The organism is Acinetobacter sp. DL27 (assembly GCF_055810995.1).
Map to the genome: position 1 here is coordinate 344,680 of NZ_CM147947.1, position 15,658 is coordinate 360,337.

16 protein-coding genes are annotated in these 15,658 nt (G+C 42.6%); 9 read left to right on the forward strand and 7 right to left on the reverse strand.

Translation table 11 applies throughout. From position 1 onward, the window contains the following. The first annotated feature begins 14 nt into the window (after window positions 1-14). The 3 genes from rimM (at window position 15) to rplS (ending at window position 1,846) form a co-directional block, all read left to right on the forward strand. On the forward strand, window positions 15-563 hold the full coding sequence (gene rimM / locus AC0KVP_RS01550) for a ribosome maturation factor RimM (protein WP_004978035.1): 549 nt from the start codon (window positions 15-17) through the stop codon (window positions 561-563). A gap of 27 nt (window positions 564-590) precedes the next feature. Next, window positions 591-1,331, forward strand: a complete 741-nt coding sequence (gene trmD, locus AC0KVP_RS01555) for a tRNA (guanosine(37)-N1)-methyltransferase TrmD (protein ID WP_160362134.1) — start codon at window positions 591-593, stop codon at window positions 1,329-1,331. A 140-nt stretch (window positions 1,332-1,471) separates the two neighbouring features. After that, complete coding sequence (gene rplS, locus AC0KVP_RS01560; RefSeq protein ID WP_004691454.1) at window positions 1,472-1,846, forward strand: 50S ribosomal protein L19; 375 nt, start codon at window positions 1,472-1,474, stop codon at window positions 1,844-1,846. Between the two features lie 59 nt (window positions 1,847-1,905). Here rplS and AC0KVP_RS01565 read toward each other — a convergent pair whose 3' ends face one another. The 3 genes from AC0KVP_RS01565 to AC0KVP_RS01575 all read right to left on the reverse strand — a co-directional run bounded on the left by AC0KVP_RS01565 (window position 1,906) and on the right by AC0KVP_RS01575 (window position 5,102). Further along, window positions 1,906-2,877 (reverse strand): esterase/lipase family protein, encoded by a 972-nt coding sequence (locus AC0KVP_RS01565; RefSeq protein WP_004978033.1) that lies wholly within the window; start codon window positions 2,875-2,877, stop codon window positions 1,906-1,908. A 173-nt stretch (window positions 2,878-3,050) separates the two neighbouring features. After that, window positions 3,051-4,016, reverse strand: a complete 966-nt coding sequence (locus AC0KVP_RS01570; protein ID WP_473338455.1) for an esterase/lipase family protein — start codon at window positions 4,014-4,016, stop codon at window positions 3,051-3,053. A gap of 54 nt (window positions 4,017-4,070) precedes the next feature. Beyond that, window positions 4,071-5,102 (reverse strand): lipase secretion chaperone, encoded by a 1,032-nt coding sequence (locus AC0KVP_RS01575; RefSeq protein ID WP_473338457.1) that lies wholly within the window; start codon window positions 5,100-5,102, stop codon window positions 4,071-4,073. Between the two features lie 154 nt (window positions 5,103-5,256). On the opposite strand from AC0KVP_RS01575, the gene truB reads away from it, so the two are divergent. The 3 genes from truB to AC0KVP_RS01590 all read left to right on the forward strand — a co-directional run bounded on the left by truB (window position 5,257) and on the right by AC0KVP_RS01590 (window position 7,581). Then, the gene (gene truB, locus AC0KVP_RS01580) at window positions 5,257-6,162 is read left to right on the forward strand and encodes a tRNA pseudouridine(55) synthase TruB (RefSeq protein ID WP_473338460.1); all 906 of its coding nucleotides are present in this window, start codon (window positions 5,257-5,259) and stop codon (window positions 6,160-6,162) included. Between the two features lie 34 nt (window positions 6,163-6,196). Beyond that, window positions 6,197-6,964 carry a sulfite exporter TauE/SafE family protein gene (locus tag AC0KVP_RS01585; RefSeq protein ID WP_004978029.1) on the forward strand — a complete coding sequence of 256 codons (768 nt, stop codon included), beginning with the start codon at window positions 6,197-6,199 and terminating at the stop codon, window positions 6,962-6,964. 158 nt (window positions 6,965-7,122) lie between these two features. Continuing rightward, entirely contained in the window at window positions 7,123-7,581 is a 459-nt protein-coding gene (locus AC0KVP_RS01590) for a hemerythrin domain-containing protein (RefSeq protein ID WP_004978028.1), read from the forward strand. Between the two features lie 42 nt (window positions 7,582-7,623). Here AC0KVP_RS01590 and AC0KVP_RS01595 read toward each other — a convergent pair whose 3' ends face one another. The 3 genes from AC0KVP_RS01595 to serA form a co-directional block, all read right to left on the reverse strand. Next, window positions 7,624-8,496, reverse strand: coding sequence for an EamA family transporter (locus AC0KVP_RS01595; protein WP_473340377.1), 873 nt, complete (start codon window positions 8,494-8,496; stop codon window positions 7,624-7,626). 178 nt (window positions 8,497-8,674) lie between these two features. Continuing rightward, window positions 8,675-9,550: an EamA family transporter gene (locus AC0KVP_RS01600; RefSeq protein ID WP_473338465.1), complete on the reverse strand. Its 876-nt coding sequence runs from the start codon at window positions 9,548-9,550 to the stop codon at window positions 8,675-8,677. Between the two features lie 138 nt (window positions 9,551-9,688). Next, entirely contained in the window at window positions 9,689-10,921 is a 1,233-nt protein-coding gene (gene serA, locus AC0KVP_RS01605) for a phosphoglycerate dehydrogenase (protein ID WP_004691438.1), read from the reverse strand. A 364-nt stretch (window positions 10,922-11,285) separates the two neighbouring features. Here serA and AC0KVP_RS01610 point away from each other — a divergent pair, with 364 nt between their 5' ends. Together AC0KVP_RS01610 and AC0KVP_RS01615 are read left to right on the forward strand one after the other, a co-directional pair. After that, a complete protein-coding gene (locus AC0KVP_RS01610; protein WP_004978025.1) occupies window positions 11,286-12,695 on the forward strand; it encodes an FAD-binding oxidoreductase in 1,410 nt (469 codons plus the stop codon). 140 nt (window positions 12,696-12,835) lie between these two features. Then, complete coding sequence (locus AC0KVP_RS01615; RefSeq protein ID WP_004978014.1) at window positions 12,836-13,207, forward strand: hypothetical protein; 372 nt, start codon at window positions 12,836-12,838, stop codon at window positions 13,205-13,207. Window positions 13,208-13,305: 98 nt separating this feature from the next. Here the strand turns inward: AC0KVP_RS01615 and AC0KVP_RS01620 are convergent, their stop codons facing one another. After that, a complete protein-coding gene (locus tag AC0KVP_RS01620; RefSeq protein ID WP_473338471.1) occupies window positions 13,306-13,875 on the reverse strand; it encodes a LuxR C-terminal-related transcriptional regulator in 570 nt (189 codons plus the stop codon). A gap of 435 nt (window positions 13,876-14,310) precedes the next feature. On the opposite strand from AC0KVP_RS01620, the gene AC0KVP_RS01625 reads away from it, so the two are divergent. Next, window positions 14,311-15,648 carry an MFS transporter gene (locus tag AC0KVP_RS01625; RefSeq protein WP_473338476.1) on the forward strand — a complete coding sequence of 446 codons (1,338 nt, stop codon included), beginning with the start codon at window positions 14,311-14,313 and terminating at the stop codon, window positions 15,646-15,648. Window positions 15,649-15,658: the final 10 nt, after the last annotated feature.

Here is a 15,658-nt window from a genome sequence, read left to right on the forward strand (position 1 = left end):
GTAGTAGGTAGCCCATGACACCAACACAGAATGTTCCCGAAGATCGTATTCAGATTGGACAGTTACGTTCAGCATATGGATTAAATGGGTGGCTCTGGATCTATTCCAATACAGAACCGATGAGCAACATCTTTGACTATCTGCCTTGGTACATTGAAACCAAAGCAGGTTGGCAAACAATAGATGTAAAACGTTGGAAACCGCATGGCAAAGGCTTAGTTGTTTCGCTCAAAGGCGTCATTGATCGCACTGCAGCAGATAACCTAGTTGGCGCAAATGTCTGGATTTCAAAAGCGCAACTTCCTAAAGCAGGAATGGATGAGTTTTACTGGTCAGATTTGAAAGGCTTAACAGTGTTAGGTTTGGATGATGAAGAACAAGAAGTAAATCTCGGAAAAATCCATGAAATGTTTGAGACAGGTGCCAATGATGTGATGGTGGTTCACGCAACACCAGACAGCGTTGATGCTGAAGAGCGTATGATTCCATGGCATAAAGATGTGGTGCAACGCGTTGATCTCGAAGCTGGTCGTATCTACGTGAATTGGGGCGTAGATTACTAATTATTTTTGGAAATACGGGGGTCTGCGATGTTTTTTGCAGTCATTACGCTTTTTCCTGAAATGTTTGAAGCGATTACAGCCTACGGTATTAGCGGGCGTGCAGCAAAAAGTGATTTAGTACAAGTAACTTGTATTAATCCTCGTGATTATGCTGAGGGCAACTACAAACGAGTGGATGAACGTCCATTTGGTGGTGGTCCAGGTATGGTGATGATGGCTGAGCCTCTGGCAAAAGCAATTCAACGTGCCAAAGAGCTTGCCATGCAAGCAGGTGCAGTTCATGTTCCTGTGGTGTATATGTCACCGCAAGGAAAAACCTTAAATGAGCCTGCAGTACAACAGTTTGTCGACTATGATGGATTGATTGTGTTGTGTGGCCGTTATGAAGGGGTCGATGAACGTTTGATCCAAAAATATGTTGATCAGGAATGGTCGATAGGGGATTACGTTTTATCGGGTGGTGAGCTTCCTGCGATGGTTTTATTAGACAGTATTATTCGGAGACTTCCGGGTGCAATGTCTGATGAACAGTCTCATGTGCAAGACTCATTTGTGGATGGTCTTTTGGACTGCCCACAATATACCAAGCCAGACCATTTTGAAGGTTTGGATGTCCCTGAAGTCTTAAAGTCGGGACATCATGCCAATATTGAGAAATGGCGGTTTTTGCAGCGTTATCAACGAACACAACAACGCCGACCTGAGTTGGTGGAAAATGTGGAGTTGACGAAGCAGCAAAAGAAATGGCTAACAGATTTGAATACTTAATTGAGAGTATTCTTTTAATAGGCTCTTTGTGCATTGAAGTGGTCAAGCATAAAGAGAAAGATAATCGGGTCTATGCGATTTAGCCTCTATACCCAGCGGATATCAGACCTCTTCTGACCCGCACATATTGGAGATACCCCATGAGCGGTAAGCATCCTTTAGTACAAGCTGTTGAAAATGCACAGCTTAAACAAGACATCCCAGCTTTTGCACCAGGCGATACAGTTATCGTTCAGGTTAAAGTAAAAGAGGGTGACCGTGAGCGTCTTCAGGCATTTGAAGGTGTTGTAATCGCGAAGAAAAACCGTGGCTTGAACTCTGCGTTCACAGTACGTAAAATTTCTAGCGGTGTTGGTGTTGAGCGTGTTTTCCAAACTCACTCTCCAATCGTTGCTAAAATCGAAGTGAAACGTCGTGGTGACGTTCGTCGTGCTAAACTTTACTACCTACGTGAATTGTCTGGTAAAGCTGCACGTATTCGTGAAAAGTTACCAGCTCGTAAAGTTAAAGCTTAATTTTAAGTTTTATACGAGTAAAAAAATGCGCCCAATGGCGCATTTTTTATGCCTAAATTTTAGAGTCCTTGAAGCTTCAAACGGTTGGCGTGTTGACGATAAACATCCACAGGGTCTGGAGCAAAAATAGAACGTAGACCAAAGAACTGGTTAATCACATCTAAATGGTTCCAATTATAGTTATCGCGCACGGTCTTACCATATTTGGCACTACAACGTGAGACTAAGCCATCATTATCATTTGGCGCTTGCATGAGTAAGCCTGTCGCACCCAATAATGAGTCTGGATCAAGAATATTGGTTAATGTTGAGTTGCCAGAGAAAGAGTAAAAATAAACTCCATTTTCTTTCGCTAAACCTTCACCACAGCTTGTTTTTGGCATACCCAATGGATATTTCTGTGCAAAAGCTTTAGACCCAGCTTGACTCAAACTTTTACCAGCACCGAGTGCATCATGTGGAAGTGAGTTCGGATTTTGCTGTTGTGCCCAAACAATAGCCTTGGACCCAAAGTTGATTAAGCCTACCAGCGGTTGTTCTAGCGGCGTACCTTGCGCGGAAATAATCAAATCCGCCACAGGAGAGCCTTTTAAAGGACTAGAAATGGCTGTTGCAGACGCGATTTTATTGGGCATAACATTTGAGACATAGGCAATACTATGTCCGCCGTGACTATGACCAAGCAAATTGACTTTGGGTGCTCCTGTAATCGCTAAGATTTCATCTACTTGTTGCAGCAGTTGTTCACCACGAACTTCAGATGTGTTGAATGGAGAAACGCGTGTTGCCCATGCGTTTGCACCGTTACGGGCTAAATCTGGCAAGATTTGATACCAGTAATCCACACCAAGTTCATCGGTTCCTGCTCGAATCCAGCCACCCATACCATGTGCAAAAACCAAAGGGTATTTGGTCTTTGCATAATTAGAGGCAACGTAGTTTGATTTAATTTGTGAAGCAGCTGCTTGCGTTTGTGTAGCAGCAAGTGCGCAGGTCGACAGCAGTCCAGCTATCAATAATCCATATTTCATTGATCATCCTCGTTTTTTATTTTTTATGACGACAATTTAAGTTGTCAAAAATGAGTATAAAGGTGAGGGAGGAGGAGCGTAGAGAAATCCGATTAAATTAAATACAGTTTGTAACTGGATAATTCTAGGAGGCATCCCTCCGAAACGTTAAAGATTCGAAGGGAAAAATAGAACTAGAGTCCTTGCATTTTTAAGCGATTGGCATGTTGGCGATAGACATCAACAGGGTCTGCGCTAAATAGTCCACGTAGTCCCATAACTTGGTTGACCTCATCTAAATGGTTCCAGTCATAGTTATCACGGATGACTTTACCGAAGTGTGTACTACAGCGTGCCACTAAACCATCATTGTCTAAATGTCCATAGGCCAAAGGCCCCAACAGTGAGATCGCACTATCTGCAACATCGAGAATGTTCGTGACTTGAGACGTGCCAGTCCACGAATAGTAATACACGCCATTGCTGGATGTTGCACCGCTCTTGTTACAGTCTGAAGCCAGTGCTGTTGTTGGATATTTCTGATTAAAAGCACTGGAACCTTGCTCGCTAATCGAGGTGAGCGATGCCGTTAAATTGCTTTTTAATGCAGGGTTACTTTGTCCATAAGCAAGCATAGGACCAATAATATAATCCGCCGCTAGGCTGAGTAGTTGTGTTCCGCCTTGATTGGCAAGAAGCTGATCAGCCACTTTTGAACCTCTAAATGTTGCTCCCACACCTGTCAGTGAGGCCACATATTGCGGTTTAACTGCTTCTACATAGCGAATGGTTGGTCCACCATGGCTATGCCCAATCAAATTAACTTTGGGCTTGCCTGTCAGGGCGATGACCTCTTCAACTTGTTGTAGTAACTGTTCACCCCGTACTTCAGTTGACTCTAAAGGGGAAATTTGTGCTGCAAAGGTGGTTGCTCCATTTCGAGCCAAGTCGGGTAAAATTTGATACCAGTAATCTAGTCCAAGTTCGGCAACGCCCACTCGGCTGAACCCAAACATGCCATGGGTAAATAGCAATGGATATTTGGTTTGAGCATAATTACTTTTTACGCTTGCAGTCACCGTCTGTAATCCAGCTGTGGCTGTGGTTGCGCTGAGTCCAAGGCTGGTAATCAGTCCTACGAGTGACATTGTTTGTATCATTCTTTTCATTATAAACATTTTTTTCATCCTGAAAAAGTCAAACACGGTATAGCTTTAATCTGCGAACGGAAGTTTTCCTCCTGTGTCATGCGTGGTTTCAAAGGCTCCTAGTCGAAGTTGTTCTTGTGAATTATTAAACTGTTGATCACGTAGTTTTTGAATGGCTTGCTGCTGCGCATCTTGATTCATATTGCTTTTAAGAATGTTGTCGCGTTGTTCTAAGTAAGTATTGACCCGAGATTTCCAATTGCTTCGATCTTGGTCAAGTTTTTCTAAGCGTACGGTCGCTTCGGCACCGACAAGATTCTGGCGCATTTGGCGAATTTCTTCAGCAGAGCCGCCGCGCGCTTTAATATCTGAGGTCAGTTTACGCAGATCTTCGAGTTTGGAGAGTTGTTCTAGGTTTTCTTTCCAATCTTCGGGCAGTTGAGCAAACAGTTCTTTCAGTTTCTGCGCTTTCTGTACTTCAGTTAAGGATTGATCTGCCATGATGCTCATACGGTCTAAGGTATATTCATGGTAGGTATTTTCAGCGCCAAAGAGGCCTTCGATTTCATAGTCGGAAAAGAACTGACTGCGTAGGTTTTTCATCAAAGTGAAAATTTTACGATAGTACTCAGGGTCTTCTTTATTTAGGCTTGGCTCCTTCAGACTACCCAATTGCACACGATAATCTATATAGCGAGTCCAAAGATCTAAAATTTGCTTAAGCGCAGGTTCTTTATAACCTTGCTGGATATAGGCTTTAAAATCTTGCGTGATCTGGTCAATATTTTTTTCACCATATTGGGTAATAAAATATTCAAAACAGTTACGTGTTTGTTCATTAACAACTAAGCGATTACTTTGGTCAAGCACCAGTTGACAGTTGACTTCGGTGTCCTGTTGGCTGTTACTGGCAAAAGGCAACCCTGAAGCATGTGGCAAGTCTGACGCTGCGGGTAATAAGCCTGTCGTATTTTGAGCGCTAGAGCTAATCGGCCCTTGGTTTGAGCCGACAGTTGCATTAGGTGCGAGCCAAATGAGAAAACCAAGAATGACAACGATGATCACGGCGAAAATGAGCCATAATTTCTTTTTTTGCATATCCTATGCCTAACATCCCTATTGTATTTTTTATTTGGTTCATATGACTGAACTCGATTTATTCTGAAACAAAAGGGCAAATAAACAACAGAAAAGTTGTAAAACTAGACAAGCGGTTGATAGTATTGCGGCAGCTTTAAGACGTGTCTATGTTATGAAATCATCTGCTTCAAAAATCCAGCGCCGTGCCGTGAATGGTGTATTTTTATTGAATAAGCCATTGGGGATCAGTTCAAATGCGGCATTGCAAAAAGTGCGCTGGTTATACCGTGCGCAAAAGGCAGGGCATACGGGAGCGCTTGATCCATTGGCATCGGGATTGCTGCCGATTTGTTTGGGCGAAGCAACCAAGTTTTCGCACTTTTTGTTGGACTCGGTGAAGCGCTATCAAACCACCATTCAGCTGGGTCACAGTACCACCACAGGTGATGTAGAAGGCGAGCAGTTGTTAGAGCAGGCTGTACCTGAGTTAACCGAAGAGCTGATTCAGCCCGTTTTGGCTCAGTTTATGGGTGATATTCAGCAAGTGCCACCAATGTATTCCGCTTTGAAGAAAGATGGTCGTCCTTTATATGAGTTAGCCCGTAAAGGGATTGAGATTGAGCGTGAAGCACGCCCGATTACCATCTCTGCGATTGAGCTGCTTTCATTCACAGCAGACAGTGTCACCCTTGATATTACCTGCTCCAAAGGCACATATATTCGTGTTTTAGGCGAAGATATTGCGAAGGCATTAGGTACTTATGGTCATTTGACTTATTTACATCGCATTAAAACAGGTCATTTTGATCTGATTCCAAGTTATACCATTGAGTATTTGGAAAGTTTGTCTGAACAAGAGCGCGAAGCACTGTTGTTACCTGTGTATGCACCCGTAGATCATTTTCCTAAAGTACAAGTTCCAGAAGGGCGCAGTGAATACTTTAGTCGCGGTATGGAAAGTAATATTGAGCATACAGCGGAAGCGCAGGTCTTGGTTTTCGATGGGGAAAAATGCTTAGGTTTGGCTGAAATTACCGATAAGAAAAGATTGGTTCCAAAGCGGGTTTTAAATCTATAATCGAAATATATCACTCGGTAAAAAAGGATAAGGCGTGGACATTGACATTATTATCAGTCTGATCTTTTTTGCCTTTTGTGCAGGCGCAATTGACGCTGCCGTCGGTGGTGGTGGGCTGATCCAAATTCCCGCTTTGATGAATGCATTTCCGTCGATGGCACCTGCCACTTTATTTGGCACCAACAAATTAGCGGCAGTGGTGGGTACAGCCACTTCCGCCGTTTCCTTTGCCCGCAAAGTTCGCTTTGAATGGAAACTTTTGGCTGTGGTCGCAGTGTGTGCCACCATCAGTTCATTTGGGGGCGCGGCCAGTGTCGCCATGATTCCAAAAGAAGTCCTCCAACCCTTTGTCTTGGTCATGTTGATTGTGATGGCGGTCTATACCCTCATGAAGAAGCAATTTGGGCAAGTGCATATGGCACAGCGTGTGACGCCTAAAATTTTGCTGTTGGCGGGAATCGGGAGTTTAGCCATTGGCTTTTATGATGGTTTGTTTGGCCCAGGCACGGGCAGTTTCTTTATTTTCTATTTTATTCGCTATTTACGCGTCGATTTTTTGCATGCGGCGGCATTGGCTAAAATTGGCAATGTGATGACCAATCTTGCAGCGCTAAGCTTTTTTATTCCCTCGGGCCATGTGCTCTTTGCTGTAGGAGGCACGATGGCCGTCGCAAATATGATCGGGTCTATTTGTGGGGTAAAAATGGCGCTGAAATACGGCAGTGGTTTTATCCGCATTTTATTTCTTATTTTGGTGACGATTCTGATTGTAAGATTGAGCTATCAAATGTTTTTGATGTAATGGTGCGATACCTTTAAAACTTCATTACAAAAAACGCGCAGTCTGTGACCTCATTTCTCGTTTATTGCATTTATGATCAATACAGTGCACTCAATGCTGTACCAAGAAGCTTTTCAATAAAAAATGATGTTTTAAGTTGAATGGAACTGGAGCATAGAATGAATATATTTGAAGCCTTAAGAGAAAGTCACGTTATACAACGAAATTTGGCTGAACGACTACTCCAAACTTCAGGGGATACGCCTGAGCGCCGTGAGCTATTTGAACGCCTTAAAAATGAATTATTTGCCCATGCTGTGGCAGAAGACCGTTATTTTTATATCCCTTTAATGATGACTGATTCGGGCCTTAACATTACCCGCCATGCTTTGGCAGAGCATCATAAAATGGATGAGTTATTGGAGCAATTGACGGAGACGGAATTCTCAAATCCGGGCTGGTTGGCAATTGCAAAAAAATTATCGGAAACTGTACATCATCACTTACAAGAAGAAGAGCATGGTTTCTTTCAGCAAGCAGGAAAAATTTTACTCGATGCTCAAAAGACTGCGCTCGCCAAGCAGTATCAGCAGGAATATAAAAAATACAAAAAAATTGAAAAAGACAGTTTGGTTTAAGTCCATTTTAAACAAAAGATGGCGAGTGCCATCTTTTGTGATTTAAAGCGCGTCATCACTTTGCGGTTTGGCTCTAAAGGTAACACCAACGGAGGCAATCATAATACAAACTAGCGCTAACGTTTGCCACATGCTAATTTGTTCTTTCAGTAGTAACCAACCTGCCAAGGCTGCTAAAGCCGGCGACAAACTTGAAAGCGTCCCATAGCTGAGTTTACTTAAACGTTTCAAAGCCATCAGGTCTAGAGCATAAGGAATGGTTGTGGCGAGTAGTGCAATCAATAAGGCTTTGGGCCAGTATTCCGTTTGCATCAGCGCTGTTGGGTTATGCGTGGCACTAATGGGCAGAAGCACCAAGGCTGAGATCACAATAGCAATACTGAGAGCATGCATGCCGATATTTTGACGGACGACTTTTTGCCCAAAATAAATATACAGCGCCCAGCAAGCACCCGCTGAAACCGCAAATGCGGCTCCTAAGAACGAGAAGTTGCTTGCATTGGCTTGATGCCACGGCACCATCAGTGCAATGCCTAAAATCGCTAATCCGACCCAAATATAATCACGACGTTGTTTGATCGAGAGTAGCGCTAAAGTTAAAGGGCCTAAAAACTCTAAACCTACGGCAATACCTTGCGGCAGTTTACCCAGCGAAGCGTAGAATAAAATATTCATGAGGCATAAGGCTGCTGTATAGCTGAGTAAATCTTTCCACTTTAAATGCGGTAGGCGTTTAATGATGCTCCATGAGCGGAACATCAGCACAATTAAAATTGCGGCAAAGCACAGTCTAAGGGTCACCACGGTGAGGGGATCCAGCATTGCAATCAACTGCTTGGCAAAAGAAGCACTGATTTGATAGGACAGCATGGACAAGACCATGAACATCACTGCCATCAGTTGAGAATTAGGCATCATGCACACATCAGGTCATAGCGACCTGTTATTTTAAGACGGTGGATTAGTATAACGATTCAGCACCCAAGTTGGATGCTGAATAAGCTGAATTTTTTTAATGCAACGACATGAATTTAAAAGTAATCGATAGAGCCTTTGGATTTAAAAGCTAAATTCAAACTCTGGATTACATCGTTTAAACTGTAGCTTGGCGGTTTTTTTGGGCTGTATAAGTACAACCAATAGAAGCCATGATAATCACGCTGAGCGCAAGCCACTGTGACCACAATAGTTGCTCGCCTAGAAAGACAAAACCGGATAGTGCTGCGATAGCAGGTTCAAGGCTCATGAGCGTCCCAAAACTTAAAGCGGTTAAATTGCGTAGCGCAATCATTTCTAAGCTAAAAGGCAAAGCGCTAGCCAAAACTGCCAAAGCTATGAAATAGACCAAGTTTGAGGGTTTAAACACATTTGTGGGTAAACCACTGAATAGGGCAAGCGGCATTAATATCAGCATACCGACAAACATGCCTAAGCACACGGTATGGTTGCCCGAAACACCCGATGGGCGCTGCCCCGCCACGATATACAAGGCCCAACATGCACCTGCACCTAGTGCAAATGTGATCCCAAGAGGGTCTAAAGGTTGAGCAGCTTGGTCGAATGGAAACAGTAAAACCAAACCTAAAATAGCCAGCCCGACCCAAACAAAGTCAAAGCGTTGTTTGGCATAAAACAGAGCAACACTGAGTGGGCCAATAAACTCAAACGACACTGCAATGCCGAGCGGCAGGCGAGCAATGGATAAATAAAACAATAGGTTCATGCCTGCCAAAGCAAAACCATAGCTGAGAATGGCTTTATATTTGACTTGCTTAAAATCAACCTGCCAAATTTTAAACAGCACGGCCAAGATGATTGATCCCAACAGCAAGCGCATGGCGGAAACAGTTAAAATGGGAAATTGATCGAACAGCACTTTGGCCAGTGAACCACTACTTTGCAAGCTAAGCATTGCAATCAGCAATAAAAAGGTCGCTTGGAGGTGGGGAGTACTTTTTAGATTTGGCATTATTAGAATACTAGATAGAGAAATGAATACTTGCAAAAAGTAGCGGAGAATGTGCTTGGGTCGCACATAAAATTTTAACAAGTATTCAAAAATAAAAAAACCACAGCTTGGCAGCTGTGGTTTTTAAAAAGAGTCGAATTAGAACAATACGCGAACGCGGATTGTGCCTTCAACGTCTTGTAGAGTATCTAAAGCTTCTTGAGATGCTGTTGCATCTACATCCATTACCAAGTAACCCACATCACCTTTGGTCATGAGAGACTGACCTGAAATGTTGATGCCGTGTTCAGCAAACAAGTTGTTGATTTTTGACAACACGCCTGGCACGTTTTTGTGGATGTGAAGTAAACGGTGTTTACCTTCGGTCAACGGTAACGCGATTTCTGGGAAGTTCACCGCAGATAAAGTCATGCCTTTATCTGAATAAGAAACGAATTTCTCAGCCACTTCTAAACCAATGTTCGCTTGCGCTTCCATGGTCGAACCACCTACGTGAGGGGTTAAGATCACGTTTGGAATGTTACGTAGTGGAGAAATGAATTCTTCACCATTGGCTTTTGGTTCTTTCGGGAACACGTCAACCGCAGCACCAGCAACATGACCTGATTTCAAGGCATCTGCTAAGTCTTCAATCACGACACATGTACCACGTGCAGCATTGATGAAGATTGCACCTTCTTTCATTTGTGCAAATTTTTCTTTGGTCATGAAGTTACGTGTAGACGGAACATCAGGTACATGCAAAGAAACAACATCAGCATTGGCTAAAAGTTCGTTTAAGCTACCGACTTGACGTGCATTACCTAATGGTAGTTTTGTTACTGTGTCGAAGTAGATCACTTTCATACCTAAGCTTTCAGCAAGGACAGAAAGTTGTGAACCGATTGAACCGTAACCGACAATCCCTAAAGTTTTGCCACGAGTTTCGAACGAACCAACAGCTGACTTGTTCCAACCGCCTGCATGTGTATCTGTCGATTTTTCAGGTACACGGCGAAGAAGAAGAATAGCTTCAGCAAGTACAAGTTCAGCCACTGAACGTGTATTTGAGTATGGTGCGTTAAATACTGGAATACCACGAACCATCGCAGCATTTAAGTTCACTTGGTTGGTACCAATACAGAAACAACCAACAGCGATTAATTTATTCGCTGCTTCAAACACTTCTTCAGTGAGTTGTGTACGGGAACGAATACCAATGAAATGTGCATCTTTAATCGCTTCTTTCAACGCTTCACCTTCAAGCGCAGTTTTACGATAATCGATGTTGGTGTATCCGGCAGCATTTAGTGTGTCGATTGCGTTTTGGTGAACGCCTTCTAACAACAAGAAACGAATTTTATCTTTAGGAAGTGAAAGATGTTGGCTCATTACGGCTCCGCTACAAAGGCCAAATTTAGTGGCGATATAATAGCACGTACCGCGCCCGATATACATTTCCTTTATGCGGACTCTGCTGGGTATTTTTAGCCTCTATGGTGCGTAAAAAAGTCTTTTTGGTCTAATTAAACTAATCATTTCAAAGGTATCCTGAATAAAACAGCTTTTTCTGCGGGAAACAGAAAAAATGCCTTATAATATGACTCCGTGAAAATAAGCCAGTTGCACACTGCTGCTTAAATCCTCACGAACTGCCTGAGCCTTAGGGCATGGAAAGACTGAAATAAAGCGCTTTTCATGCAGAGAACCCTAGCGCCACAAACAACTTGTTTACTTCTTGCAAGGTCTGAAAACGATGAATGCTCCAGTCGCTTTAACCCCAGAGTTATTGACCCAATTGACAGCAATTGTAGGTGAAAACCGCATTAAAACCGATGCGGATAGCCTTGAAAATTGGGGACGCGATCATACCAAACATTTTGATCCAAACCCGTCAGTCATCGTTTTTCCATCGAGCACGGAACAAGTGCAAGCGGTTGTGAAACTTGCAAATGAGTTCAATGTTGCGATTACACCATCAGGTGGTCGTACTGGCTTATCTGCCGGTGCAGTCGCTGCCAACGGTGAAATTGTGGTAAGCATGGACAAGATGAACCAAATCTTGGAATTCTTCCCAGCAGACCGTATGGTTCGCGTCCAAGCAGGCGTGGTGACTGAACAGCTGCAAAACTATGCTGAAGAGCAAGGCATGTATTACCCCGTCGATTTTGCTTCTGCGGGTTCGAGTCAAATTGGTGGAAACATTGGCACCAATGCCGGCGGTATTAAAGTCATTAAATATGGCATGACGCGTAACTGGGTACTCGGTTTAACTGTAGTCACAGGTAAGGGTGATGTGCTGCGTCTAAACAAAGGCATGATCAAAAACGCCACTGGTTATGCACTGCAACATTTATTCATTGGTGGTGAAGGGACACTGGGTTTAGTGACTGAAGCTGAAATCAAACTGGAACGCCAACCGCAAGACCTTCAAGTAATGGTATTGGGCGTGCCTGACTTTGATGCTGTGATGCCTGTACTGCATGCTTTCCAAGCAAAAATTGACCTGACTGCATTTGAGTTCTTTGGTGAACTTGCAATGCAAAAAGTGTTGGCACATGGTCATGTACAACGTCCGTTCGAAACCGAATGTCCATTCTATGTATTGTTAGAATTTGAAGCGCCATTTGAGCCGATCATGGACAAGGCGATGGAAATTTTTGAGCACTGTATGGAACAAGGCTGGGTACTGGATGGCGTGTTGAGCCAAAGCCTCGATCAAGTGGAAAGCTTATGGCGCTTACGTGAAGACATTTCTGAGTCGATTGCTCCATTTACACCATACAAAAACGACATTTCAGTTTTGATTACCCACGTTCCTGCATTTATTAAAGAAATTGATGCGATTGTGGCAAGTAACTACCCAGACTTTGAAATCTGCTGGTTCGGTCATATTGGTGACGGTAATTTACACTTAAATATTTTAAAACCGGCTGACTTAAGTAAAGACGAATTCTTTGCCAAATGTCAGGTGGTGAATAAATATGTCTTTGAAACTGTAAAAAAATACGACGGTTCAATTTCTGCGGAGCACGGTGTGGGCATGACCAAAAAGCCATACCTTGACTACACCCGTTCAGCGGAAGAGATTGAATATATGAAGGCATTGAAGCAAGTTTTTGATCCAAACGGAATTATGAATCCAGGTAAATTATTCGATCTTTAAGTTCGAATTGAATTTTAAAAGCGCATCCATCGTGATGCGCTTTTTTATGGCTGAAGGAACTGAATTACATTTACTAAATAGTGTAATAGGCCTAAAAAAGGCATGATGGACTGATAAATAATGAATTTTGGGTGGGATTTATGTTGCGTCTTATTTTAGCTTCAGCCGTATGTGTGGGATTATTGTCAGGTTGTGCGACGACCAAAGAGTTAGTGAATAAAGTCGGTTCGTCAGATACGCCGTTGGCTCAGGTACTTAAAGAGCGTCCAGATTTGCGTAATGAGTTGGCTACGGTTGAAATCCGCCAATACTTTAATACGGTTGAGTCTCCGACTGCGGCAGAAGTCAAAGTGACTGAAACAGGGTTGTTAGATGATTCGGTGAAGTCGGTGCGTACCGTGTATAACTTTAAGTTGGTCGATGGCGACTGGGAAAAAACTGCGACGAAAACCTCTTACCAATGCGCGCGCGGTAAAAATACCAAGAACTTCCAAACAGCGAAGTGTTCTTGATTGAAATAGATCCTTGTTTTTCTGGTGATAAAAGTGGCGTAGTCGGTTTACGCCTTTTTATCATTATTATGTTGAACCATTCAAATAAAGATGACGTCTTAAAAATGTGTCAGGCGATTCTGAATAATAATTTTAGAGCTGAGTTCGCTTTTAGAATGAGCACCTAGCTTCTTCATTAAATTGGCTTTATGAACCTCGACTGTACGATGTGACAAGGAAAGTTTTCGTGCAATTTCTTTGCAGGTTAGTCCATTTACAAGGAGTTGCGTAATCTCAGACTCACGTTTGGTTAACTTCTGCTTACTTGTCAGCGGATGCTGTTCTTTACGTTCAAAATGCCACACCATCAATTGAAAAGGATCTTCAGGGGTGAGTGTACGTCCATGGGTATGTGTCCAGAAAATCTCTCCACTTTTATGCTGCATAAAGCGTTGATCCGAATAATGCAGGCTATTTTTTTGCAATAGGCTTTGCAAAGCATCATTTCCGACTTTCTCATAGTCTTCAATACTGGGGAAAATTTTAATAATGGAGTGATGAAGAAGCTCTTCACGCTCATAACCAAACATCTGAGCAAAGGCGTGATTCATTTCGACCATATGCCGATTACTGAGCACCACGATAGGTGCAGGGCTAAAATCAAAAGCCAATTTATTATAGTGAATCATAATAAGTATCCATACTTAGTATATGAAGCAATATAGTAAATTGTGCTGAATTAGCAATTGTAAAAAATGACCTTTTTATCTTTTCTATTGTTTTCAATGATGCATTTTTGATTCAAATATTGGGGTGGCCAAGTGCATCCTCAGTGCTTAAAAATCAAGAATTTATTTTTAAGCTTATGTAATCTAAATAAAAAATACTTTATGAAAACTACTTAAGTAATTAAGTAGATTGACTCTATTTCAAGATTCATCCACATTAATAAATTAGTGAATTTTCGTTCACTTTTATAATATTTTTCTTAAAGTTATGAGTCGTCATAGCTTTAAAACTCATGAAATCATAACCAATATCGTTATAGTCACGTGGTTTAAAAATCAGGACAGATTTTAAACGTGACAGAAAGCAGACAATACTAAGAATTGCAAGAGGTGGGTATGGAGCAGATACAAGGATCGGGTCTTCCACATAAAAAGTCTTCTCACCGTTTGGCTGGAATCTCCAGCATGGTGGGAACGACCATAGAATGGTACGATTTTTTTATTTATGGTGCCGCTGCAGCACTGATTTTTAATAAATTGTTTTTCCCAAATTTAGACCCTTTAACTGGGGTATTGGCCGCTTTCGCCACCTATGCGGTGGGATTTATCGGACGACCGCTGGGTGGGATTGTTTTTGGACACTTTGGCGACAAGATTGGTCGTAAAGCCATGTTGTTAACCACCTTGATTATGATGGGGATCCCGACGGTTTTGATTGGGCTATTACCTACATATGAAAGTATTGGTTATTGGGCAACTTTCTGTTTGGTCATTCTTCGATTTATTCAAGGTATGGCGATGGGGGGCGAGTGGGGTGGTGCTGTTTTGATGGCAGTTGAGCATGCACCCGAAGGTGGCAAAGGTTTCTGGGGAAGTTTACCTCAGGCCAGTGCAGGGGGAGGCTTATTATTGGCTTCTCTTGCTTTAGGCGCTGTTTCTTTACTGCCTGAAGCTAGTTTATTTAGTTGGGGATGGCGTTTACCATTCCTTGCCAGCATTCTGCTATTAGGAGTAGGTTGGTATATTCGCGTCAAAGTCCCTGAATCACCTGACTTCGAAAAAGTGAAAGAGCAGGCGCAGGAAATTAAAGTTCCTGCTATGCAAGTCTTTAAAAATCATCCACGTGAGTTGCTGACGATTATTTTTGCCCGTGCAGCAGAAAATGCTTGGTTTTATATTGCCTCTACATTTGCCTTGGCGTATACCACCACCAAACTAGGGATTCCGCGTCAGGATATTTTATTTGCAACGATTTGCGGTGCAGGCTTAATTATGGTGATGACACCATTGTGTGGACACTTATCGGATAAAGTCGGGCAACGAAATATGTTTATGTTTGGTCTCTTGGCCTTGGCATTATATTGTTATCCATTTTTCACTATGTTGGGGACCAAAGACCCAGTATTGGTTTGGACGGCGATTGTGTTAGGTATTGGTGTGGTTTTCCCAATTATGTATGCACCACAAGCCCAGCTATTTGCCCGTCAATTTCCCGCCGAAATTCGTTATAGTGGCATCTCTATTTCTGTACAATTTGCAGGTGTATTAGGGGGAGGCTTAGCTCCGCTTATTGCAACTAAACTCTTGAGTATTGGCGATGGCAGCCCACATTTAATAATTAGTTATATTGTGGGGATGGCTGTATTTGCAATCATTTGTTCTTTCTTTATGAAGCCAGATCATCTCACTCGTGAACCTAACACGATAAAAGTCAAAACTGAAATCTCAGCTTAGCGACTGTAAG

Coding starts and splice junctions, on each gene's coding strand:
- AC0KVP_RS01575 (WP_473338457.1), bottom strand. CDS start 5,102: ATGCAAAAAAAGAAATTATGGCTCATTTTCGCCGTGATCATCGTTGTC.
- trmD (WP_160362134.1), top strand. CDS start 591: ATGTTTTTTGCAGTCATTACGCTTTTTCCTGAAATGTTTGAAGCGATT.
- truB (WP_473338460.1), top strand. CDS start 5,257: ATGAAATCATCTGCTTCAAAAATCCAGCGCCGTGCCGTGAATGGTGTA.
- rimM (WP_004978035.1), top strand. CDS start 15: ATGACACCAACACAGAATGTTCCCGAAGATCGTATTCAGATTGGACAG.
- AC0KVP_RS01590 (WP_004978028.1), top strand. CDS start 7,123: ATGAATATATTTGAAGCCTTAAGAGAAAGTCACGTTATACAACGAAAT.
- AC0KVP_RS01565 (WP_004978033.1), bottom strand. CDS start 2,877: ATGAAATATGGATTATTGATAGCTGGACTGCTGTCGACCTGCGCACTT.
- AC0KVP_RS01570 (WP_473338455.1), bottom strand. CDS start 4,016: ATGATACAAACAATGTCACTCGTAGGACTGATTACCAGCCTTGGACTC.
- AC0KVP_RS01595 (WP_473340377.1), bottom strand. CDS start 8,496: ATGCCTAATTCTCAACTGATGGCAGTGATGTTCATGGTCTTGTCCATG.
- AC0KVP_RS01610 (WP_004978025.1), top strand. CDS start 11,286: ATGAATGCTCCAGTCGCTTTAACCCCAGAGTTATTGACCCAATTGACA.
- AC0KVP_RS01620 (WP_473338471.1), bottom strand. CDS start 13,875: ATGATTCACTATAATAAATTGGCTTTTGATTTTAGCCCTGCACCTATC.
- rplS (WP_004691454.1), top strand. CDS start 1,472: ATGAGCGGTAAGCATCCTTTAGTACAAGCTGTTGAAAATGCACAGCTT.
- AC0KVP_RS01615 (WP_004978014.1), top strand. CDS start 12,836: ATGTTGCGTCTTATTTTAGCTTCAGCCGTATGTGTGGGATTATTGTCA.
- AC0KVP_RS01600 (WP_473338465.1), bottom strand. CDS start 9,550: ATGCCAAATCTAAAAAGTACTCCCCACCTCCAAGCGACCTTTTTATTG.
- serA (WP_004691438.1), bottom strand. CDS start 10,921: ATGAGCCAACATCTTTCACTTCCTAAAGATAAAATTCGTTTCTTGTTG.
- AC0KVP_RS01625 (WP_473338476.1), top strand. CDS start 14,311: ATGGAGCAGATACAAGGATCGGGTCTTCCACATAAAAAGTCTTCTCAC.